This is a genomic window from Streptomyces sp. NPDC052109, from assembly GCF_040680195.1.
Lineage (GTDB): Bacteria > Actinomycetota > Actinomycetes > Streptomycetales > Streptomycetaceae > Streptomyces.
Map to the genome: position 1 here is coordinate 59799 of NZ_JBFAWF010000034.1, position 8766 is coordinate 68564.

Here is an 8766-nt window from a genome sequence, read left to right on the forward strand (position 1 = left end):
CTGACGGCCGATGGCGTTTCGTTGGGGGGCTTCGCGGTCGGGCAGACGGACGGGGCGGGACCGTCGGGTCTTCGCTGTCACGAAGCCCCGGTGTCCCGCCCCGTCGGGCCCTGGGGGCGCCGGGTGGCTACCAGCGCCACTCCTGCTGCTTGAAGAGGTGACCGGCCTTGATGTTCCGGTCCTTGCACCAGGTGAGGAACTCGTCGATCTGCTTGAGCTGGTAGGTGTCCTCGTTGTAGGTGGTGGCCATCACGTGGCCGAGCCAGTCCTCCTCGCCCATGGCGTAGACGTACGCCTCCTGGGCGCCGAGCTCGGTCATGATGGCGGCGGCCTGCTCGGCGTTGGAGCCGGAGAGCTTGCGCGAGCTCGTCATCTTCTTGGGCATGGGCACGGTCAGCAGCGCCTGGTAGAGCCAGATCAGGGAGGCGCCGTCGCACTCCATGCCGAGGAAGGCGATGTCGGCGGTGCCCAGGTGTTCCTTGATGTAACGGTAGAGCGAGGGCTCGATGCCGGAGGAGTCGGCGCCGATGAAGACCTTCTTGCCGGCCAGCTCGGCCCAGTACGTGGACTTGGCCCGGATGTCCAGGTCGCAGTGCTCGCCGAGGAACGGCGTCGCCGTGATCTTGCCGCCGGGGAACTCGACCTCGTCGAAGTCGTCGACCTCGACGACGTTGAAGCCCTGGTGACGGAGCATCAGCGCCATCGAGGGGTCCGGGAGGTTGCCGCGCGAGGAGCGCGGGACGACGATCGCGCCGACGCGACCGCGCAGCTGGAGCAGGGTCTCCAGGACGATGTGGTCCTGGTGGCCGTGGGTGATCAGCACCAGGTCGATGAAGTCCGGCAGGTCGTCCAGCGTGTAGCGGTCACCGGCGGTGTTGTCGGCGCTGATGAACGGGTCGGTGACGATCGCGGCCTCGGGCGTCTGCAGGACCAGGCAGGCGTGCCCGAAGTAGCGGATCCGGCCGCCGCTGTCGATGTGGCGGTCCTCGGACAGCTCCGGACGGTCCGTCAGCAGCCGGGTGAGCTGGGCGGCCTGGGTGTCGTCCAGGCCCAGCGCCTCGCGGAGGTGGGCGAGGGTGGCGCCGTGCACACGGGCTTTGAACAGCTCGGCGAGGCCCTCGTGGCGGAACGGGATGTCCAGCTCCAGGACGTCCGGCGAGGGCAGGCGCGGGGTGCTCAGGATGAACGGGCGCTCGATCCCGGTCTCCAGGGAGAGCTGCACCGACTGACGGGCCTCGTCGTAGACCTTGCTCTTGTAGACCACCGGCTCCATGAAGCGCATCTGCGCCTGGTTGTCGGTGTCGTAGACGAGCTCGATGAGGCCGCCCAGCTCCTCGGGCATCTTGGGGTAGAGCGGGGTGAGGTCGTAGCCGGTCGCGTTCGTCCGCAGGATCTCCTGGCCGGCGGCGATCGCCTCGGCGAAGCGCAGCATGTCGGCGCGGTCACGCTTGATCGCTGCGACCAGGTCGCGGACCTCGTCGGCGCGCGACTCGGGGATGTTGACGAAGTAACCGCCGCGCAGCTCCGGGTTGTTGCTCGCCGTGACGTGCACCTGCGGGGACTGCAGGTAGGACTCCAGCAGCGGCAGCTGAAGGAACGCGAGGTTCATCGCCGCCTGGACCGGCGCGATGGTGTAGGGCCAGGCGAAGAACCTGTCCACCAGCGGCTCGATGATGGCCTTCGACCGCAGGAAAAGCTTCTCGTCGGACATCTGCACCTTCTCTCCAGAAAAAAATAATCAGAACGAATTGACCAAACGGCCGGGGAGGCGTCCCGGAATGACGGGTGCTCGGCCGCACGTTGATGGAATGACGACCAGAGAGAATCAGCTCGGGCCAGGCCCGGAAAGCCGACGAAACCACATCCGCTTCGCCACAAACGGATTGCCGCACGCAACGCTCTCCGGAATCAGGATGGCCCGGGGCGGCGCAGTGGATCAATACTCGCCCGCTGCCAGCGGTCCTTGAACACCAGGCCGGGCGCGGGGGCCCTAGAGGCCCCCGCCCGTCCGCTCCCCCCTGTGCAACTGTGTCGGCGCGCCGGTTGAACGGCCGACTCGTCGGGCGGGCAGCCGGGCGTCGCCGGGAAGAACCGGCGGGTGCGGCTCATCACCCGGGCGTCTGCGGGGCGAGCTCGTGCACCGGTACGACGTTCAGGAAGGCGACGTCGCCAATGCCCCGCGCGGTCAGGCCCGTCACCGTGAGCGACTGGTCGTCGTTCAGCACCACCGAGGCGCCCTCGTCGGCCAGGAGCTCGGTGAGCACTGCGACATCGGGCGTGCGCACCAGCACCCGCGGCCTGTTGTCGCGGCCGAGGAGCAGCGACGCCCGCCGCCCCTCGACCCTGCGACCGCCCGCGATGACCACCAGGTCCTCGGCCATGCCCCTGAGTTCGATCGGAGGCTGGCCGGAGACGAGCACGGTGCGGCCCTCGCCGGCCAGCCGCCGGAACAGGTTGCCCGCCCAGGCCAGCCCACGGTGGTCCAGCCCGTTGAGCGGCTCGTCGAAGACCAGGACCGGCGGGTCGGCGAGCAGCGCGCAGGCGACGCCGAGGCGTTGGCGCATCCCCAGCGGATAGGTGCCGACCCGGCGGTGCTCCGCCTCGGTCAGGCCGACCTCGTCCAGCACCTGGTCCACACGGTCGCGGGGCAGCCCGTACCGGCGGGCCAGTCCGATGAGGCACTCCCGGGCGGTGTTGCCGACATGACGGCAGTACACGCCGCTGGTGTCCAGCAGCGTGCCGACCTCGCGCGGCCCGGGCGGACGGTTCCGGAAGTCCCGGCCGCCGATCGAGGCGCTGCCGGCGGTCGGACTGCTCAGGCCCAGCAGCAGGCGCAAGGTCGTGCTCTTGCCCGCGCCTTCTGGCCCGAGCAGCCCGGTGACGCGTCCGGACTCGGCCGTGAAGCTCAGACCGTCGACGACCGTAGCTTCGCCGTAACGTTTCGTCAGTTCTCTGATCTCGATCATGATCACCATGGTGAAGAGGGCCGGGCCCGCACCGCATCGGGCCTTCGGTGGCAACAACCGAGGGAGCCTGTCAACCCTGGAATGACATCTACGGCCCGACGCCGCCCGCGAGCGGATCTGATACCGCGCGCCGCCACGGGCCGTTCACAGCAGTCCTCACGCCCGCGGGGAAGGCCAAGTCTTTCGGACGAAGATCCTTCCCTGCAAGGATGACGGCCCATTCTGCACCTTCCGCAGACAACCCCTTGAGGAGACCCCGATGGGCATGACATCGGCATGCGGGAAAACCCTCGATCCCGACCGCCGAAAAGACGTCGGCGACCCCGACGGAAAGGCGGCGCGGTATGCCTGAGAACGCACCCGGAAATCGCCCTGGACTGATGACCGGAGCGCCGCTCGACCACAGCGGCGTCGAACGAGCCGAACACGAACTCGCCGGCCGGGTCTGGCGCACTCCCGTGGTGCGCTGCGCCCCGCTGGACGCCATCGCCGGTGCCCGACTGTGGCTGAAGGCCGAGAACCTCCAGCACGGCGGGTCGTTCAAGGTGCGCGGTGCCCTGTTGGCGGTGGACGAACTGGCCAGGACCGGCAGCCGCGGCGTGATCGCCCAGAGTACGGGCAACCACGCCATCGCCGTCGCGCTCGCGGCCCGGGAACACCGGCTCCCCGCCACGCTCGTGCTGCCCGCCGACGCACCGCCCGCCAAGGTCCGCCGGATCCGGGACACCGGGGCCGAGGTGGTCATCGCCGGCACCCTGCTCGCCGAACGCGTCGCCGTCGTCGAGGAGTTGCGGGAGAGACACGGCTACGACGCGGTCGACCCCTACCAGAATCCGCGGGTCGTCCTGGGACAGGCCACCGCGACCGCGGAACTGCTCGGCCAGGTCGCGGCCGAGGGTGTGCGGCTGGACGCCGTGGTCGTCCCGGTCGGCGGCGGCAGCGCCGTCGCGGGCGCCTGCCTGGCCGCCGAAGGGTCCGGTACGGCGGTGGTCGGCGCGGAACCCGGGTCCGTGCCGGCGCTCACCGCCGCCCTTGACGCCGGCCGGCCGGTGACCGTCCCGGCCCGGTACACCCTCGCCGACGGGCTGCGCCCCGACCGGATCGGTGCGCTGCCCTTCGAACTCGCCGAGCACGCGGTCGCCTCGGTGGTCACCGTCCCGGAGTCTGCCATAGGCGAGGCCCTGATGGCCGCGTTCCTGCACGCCCGGCTGGTCGTGGAACCGGCCGCGGCCACCGCGCTCGCCGCCGCCCTGGCCCACGCCGCCGAGTACGGCTCGGACGTGGGCGTCCTGCTCAGCGGCGGCAACGTCGAACCGAGCCTGGTCACCTCGATGCTCGCCGGGTGTGGCGGCCCCGGCTGAGGCCGCCACACCCCGGCTGCATACCGGCCTCAGTCCTGCCGGGCGAGCCATGCGGACACCTCGGCCCAGATGAGGCCGAGGTTCTCCGGCTTCGCGAGGTCGTAGTGGGTGCACGGCACGCCGGCCTGCGACACCGTTCCGGTCACGAACCCGGCCCAGGCCTCGGCGGTCGGCGCGTCCTCCTCACGACCCTCCTCGGCGACGATCAGCAGGGCGTCGCCGTCGAACCGTCCGTGCACATGGGAGTGCCGGATCCGACGGCCGTTGTACAGCACCTTCGCGAAGGTCCGGTACTCCTCGTCGGTGATCGCGCCGAGCGCTCCGCCCGCCTCCAGCCGCACCACGTCGACCAGCCGGCCCATCAGTTCCTCGTGGTCGAACTCGGCCTCCTGCGCCGCGAGGGCTTTCTCCTCCTCGGGGTCCCACGGGTACTGGTCGAGCATCACCAGCGCTCCGACCTCCTCGCCGGCCGCCTGCAACTGCACGGCGACCTCGTGGGCGACCACGCCGCCGTACGACCAGCCGAGCAGGTGGTACGGGCCGCTCGGCTGCACCGACCGCATCTGCTCGATGTAGTCCGCGGCCATCTCCACGATGGATCGGGCGAGTTCTGTGCTGCCGTCGAGGCCGCGGGCCTGCAGGGCGTACAGCGGGACGTCGGCCGGCACATGGCGCACCAGCGGCATGTAGCACCAGCTGACACCACCTGCCGGGTGGAAGAAGAAGAACGGTGGCCGTTCGCCCTGCTCCCGGATGGGCAGCAGCACATCCAGCGCGTCCCGCACCGAGGACAGGCTCATCCGCTTCATCAGCTCGGCCACGGTGGGCGCCGCGAAGAGGTCCCGCACCGCGATCGTCACTCCGCGCTCCCGCAGCTTCTCCACCAGCCGGACGGCGAGCAGCGAGTGACCGCCGAGGGCGAAGAAGTCGTCGTCCACGCCGACGCTGTCCAGTCCGAGGACCTCCGCGAACGCGGCCCCGATGTTCGCCTCGAAAGAGGTCACCGAGTGGTGGGCGTCCTCGCGTACCTCGGTCTCCGGCACCGGGAGTGCCTTGCGGTCCAGTTTGCCGTTCGGCATCAGCGGCAGCTTGTCGAGCACCACCACCGCGGACGGGACCATGTACCCCGGCAGCCGGCCCTGCGCCACCGCGCGTACCGCCTGCCCGAGCTGGTCCAGCTCCTCCTGCGCGACGCCCCGGTTCGGCACCACGTACGCCACCAGCCGCTGGTCGCCCGGGACGTCCTCGCGCACCAGCGCCACGGCCTGGCCCACCGACCGATGCCCGGCGAGCACCGACTCGATCTCGCCCAGCTCGACCCGGAAACCGCGCACCTTCACCTGGTCGTCCGAGCGCCCGACGTACTGCAGGTCACCGTTCGCGGTCCACCGCACCACGTCGCCCGTCCGGTACATCCGCTCGCCCACGCCCACGCCCGCGAACGGGTCGGCGACGAACCGGCCCGCCGTGAGACCGGGCCGGCCCAGGTAGCCGCGTGCCACGCTGCGCCCGGCGATGTACAGCTCGCCGGCCACGCCGACCGGCACCGGCGACAGGCGCTCGTCCAGCACGTACACCCGGGTGTTCCCGATCGGGGAGCCGATCGACGACGCGTCCGTGTCCTCGCCCGCCAGTTCCTTCCCGGTCGACCAGACCGTGGTCTCGGTCGGTCCGTACAGGTTGGTCAGCGTGGGCGTACGGCTCAGCAGGGTTCGCGCCAGGTCCGCGGGCAGCGCCTCGGCACCGATCATCGCCCGCACACGGGTCCAGTCCACCGGGTCCTCCGCGTCGGCCACCAGGCCGCGCCACAGGCTCGGCGTGGCGTGCACGATCGTCGAACCGGTGTCCCGTATCAGGGCGCGCAGCGCCCAGGGGTCGAGCACCTGCTCCTGGGCGGCCAACACGATCCGGGCGCCGTTCAGCAGCGGCAGGTAGAACTCGAATCCGGCCATGTCGCAGCCGTGCGTGCTGACCGCCAGCAGCCGCTCGTCGGCGTCCAGGGCGAAGCGGTCCTGCATCGCCGAGAGGAAGTTGACGATCGCCCGGTGCTCCACCAGCACGCCCTTGGGGCGCCCGGTGGAGCCGGAGGTGTAGATCACCCACATCGGGTGCTCCGGCCGCAGGGCCGCCGTGCGCTCCCCGTCCGTCAGCGGGCCGTCCGGCAGCGCCGTCAGCTCGGCCCGCACCGCGGCGGAGTCGAGCACCACGACCGGGACCGGGTCCACCTCCGTGTCCTCGGCCGGCCGGGCCTCGGGCTCGGCCGGCCGCTCGCCCAGGCTTTCGCTGGTGAGACGGCAGACCGCACCCGAGTCGGCGATCACATAGGCGATCCGGTCCGCCGGGTACGCCGGGTCGATCGGCAGGTAGGTGGCGCCCGCCTTGATGACCCCGAGGAGCGCCACCACCAGGTCGACGGTGCGCTCGAAGACCGCCGCGACCACGTCCTCCGGGCCGATCCCCCGGCCCGCGAGCAGCCGCGCCACCCGGTTCGCCCGGGCGTCCAGTTCGGCGTAACTGAGTTCGGTCTCGCCCTGCACCAGGGCGATCGCGTCGGGCGTCCGGGACACCTGCGCCTCGAACAGCTCCACGACCGTCGCGTCCGGCACCGGCGCCTCGGTGGCGTTCCACTCGGTGAGCACCCGGTGCCGCTCCTCCGGGCCGAGCAGATCGACCTCGCTGAGCCGCAGGTCCGGGTCGGTGCCCAGGGTCGTCAGCAGCCGGACCCACCGCTGCGCGATGCGCACGCTCGACTCGGCGTCGAAGAGGTCCGCCGAGGCGGTGAGCCCTCCGTGCAGCCCGGCCGGTGCGCCGTCCGGGTCGTGCACCTCCACCAGGTCGAAGTCCAGGTCGAACTTGACCGAGGCGGAGCGGGTGGCCAGGACGCCTCCGTCGGCGGCCTCGTGGGAGTCGCCGCCGACCCAGTGGCCGGACTCCTCGGTCCTCCGCTCGCTCTTCGCGCGGACAGCGTTCTCCAGCAGGAACATCACCTGGAAGAGCGGGTGGCGGGCCATCGAACGGGCCGGCGACAGTTCCTCCACCAGCTTCTCGAACGGCACGTCCGTGTGGGAGAGCGACCCCAGGGCCGCCTCCCGGACCCGAGCGAGCACCTCACGGAAGGTCGGGTCGCCCGACACGTCGGTCCGCACCACGAAGGTGTTGACGAAGTACCCGATCAGCGGGTTCAGCGCCTCGTCCGTACGGCCCGCCGCGGCCGATCCGATGGGGAAGTCGGTGCCCGCCCCGAGCCGGTTGAGCAGCACGGACAGCGCACCGTGCATGACCATGAACATGGTCACGCCCTCGGCCCTAGCCATCTCCGTCAGCTTCGCGTGCACCTCCGGCGAGATCTCCACGGCCGTCCGGTGCCCCCGGTGGCTCGCCGTCGCCGGACGCGGCCGGTCGCTCGGCAGCTCGAGTTCCTCGGGAATTCCGGCCAGCGCCTCACGCCAGTAGGCGACCTGACGGGCACTCAGGCTGGCCGGGTCGGTGGAGTCGCCGAGCGCCTCGCGCTGCCAGAGCGCGTAGTCCGCGTACTGGACCGGCAGCGGCTCCCACGCGGGTGCCCGGCCGGCGCTGCGCGCCTCGTACGCGGTCCTCAGGTCGGCCATCGTCGGCCCCCACGACCAGCCGTCGGAGGCGATGTGGTGCACCACGATCGACAGCAGGCACTCCCCCGGACCGGCCCGGAACAGCGTCGCCCGGATCGGGATCTCGGCGGACAGGTCGAACTCGTACCGCTCGGCCCGGTCGACCGCGGCGCCCAGCGCCTCCGGCTCCACGTCGATCACCTGCAGTGCCCAGTCCAGGCGGGCGGTCTCGAGGATCTGCTGGTAGGGCTCGCCGTCGACCGCCGGGAACACCGTGCGCAGCACCTCGTGCCGCTCGATCAGGTCGAGGAAGGCGGCGTTCAAGTGCCCCGCGTCCACATCGCCCGGGAGCTGCGAGCTGACCGGGATGTTGTAGGTGCTGCTGGGCCCGTCCATCTGGTTGATGATCCAGAGCCGGCGCTGTCCGTAGGAGAGTGGGAGGTGGTCCGGGCGTGGCATCGGTGTGAGCGGAGTACGCGCGTTCTCGGCGCCCGTGAGGCGGGCAGCGAGGGCGGCGACGGTCGGCGCCTCGAACACGGTACGGATCTCGGCCTCGACACCCAGCACCGTACGGATACGACTGACCAGCCGCACCGCCAGCAGGGAGTGACCCCCCAAGTCGAAGAAGTCGTCATCGACCCCGACCCGCTCCACACCCAGCACTTCGGCGAAGGCCAGACAGAGCAACTCCTCCTGCAGCGTCGCCGCACGACGACCGCCACCCGTGACACACGCACCGAACTCGGGAACCGGCAGCGCCTTGCGGTCCAGCTTGCCGTTACCACTCAACGGCAGCACATCCAGGACCACGACAGCGGAGGGCACCATGTGCTCCGGCAGCCTGCCACTGAC

At 71.0% G+C, this 8766-nt stretch carries 4 protein-coding genes; 1 reads left to right on the forward strand and 3 read right to left on the reverse strand.

Annotation, left to right across the window (positions count from 1 at the left end; genetic code table 11):
* Nucleotides 1–127 precede the first annotated feature (127 nt).
* Together AB0L59_RS39375 and AB0L59_RS39380 are read right to left on the reverse strand one after the other, a co-directional pair.
* Complete coding sequence (locus AB0L59_RS39375; RefSeq protein WP_365592176.1) at nt 128–1711, reverse strand: MBL fold metallo-hydrolase; 1584 nt, start codon at nt 1709–1711, stop codon at nt 128–130.
* A gap of 397 nt (nt 1712–2108) precedes the next feature.
* Complete coding sequence (locus tag AB0L59_RS39380; protein ID WP_365592178.1) at nt 2109–2966, reverse strand: ATP-binding cassette domain-containing protein; 858 nt, start codon at nt 2964–2966, stop codon at nt 2109–2111.
* 380 nt (nt 2967–3346) lie between these two features.
* On the opposite strand from AB0L59_RS39380, the gene AB0L59_RS39385 reads away from it, so the two are divergent.
* Nucleotides 3347–4327: a pyridoxal-phosphate dependent enzyme gene (locus AB0L59_RS39385; protein WP_365592181.1), complete on the forward strand. Its 981-nt coding sequence runs from the start codon at nt 3347–3349 to the stop codon at nt 4325–4327.
* A 29-nt stretch (nt 4328–4356) separates the two neighbouring features.
* Here AB0L59_RS39385 and AB0L59_RS39390 read toward each other — a convergent pair whose 3' ends face one another.
* Nucleotides 4357–8742 (reverse strand): amino acid adenylation domain-containing protein, encoded by a 4386-nt coding sequence (locus AB0L59_RS39390; protein WP_365592184.1) that lies wholly within the window; start codon nt 8740–8742, stop codon nt 4357–4359.
* Nucleotides 8743–8766 lie beyond the last annotated feature (24 nt).

What these genes read in the sequence shown, in the direction of transcription:
- AB0L59_RS39375 (WP_365592176.1), bottom strand. Translation starts at nt 1,711, where the DNA reads ATGTCCGACGAGAAGCTTTTCCTGCGGTCGAAGGCCATCATCGAGCCG.
- AB0L59_RS39380 (WP_365592178.1), bottom strand. Translation starts at nt 2,966, where the DNA reads ATGATCGAGATCAGAGAACTGACGAAACGTTACGGCGAAGCTACGGTC.
- AB0L59_RS39385 (WP_365592181.1), top strand. Translation starts at nt 3,347, where the DNA reads ATGACCGGAGCGCCGCTCGACCACAGCGGCGTCGAACGAGCCGAACAC.
- AB0L59_RS39390 (WP_365592184.1), bottom strand. Translation starts at nt 8,742, where the DNA reads ATGGTGCCCTCCGCTGTCGTGGTCCTGGATGTGCTGCCGTTGAGTGGT.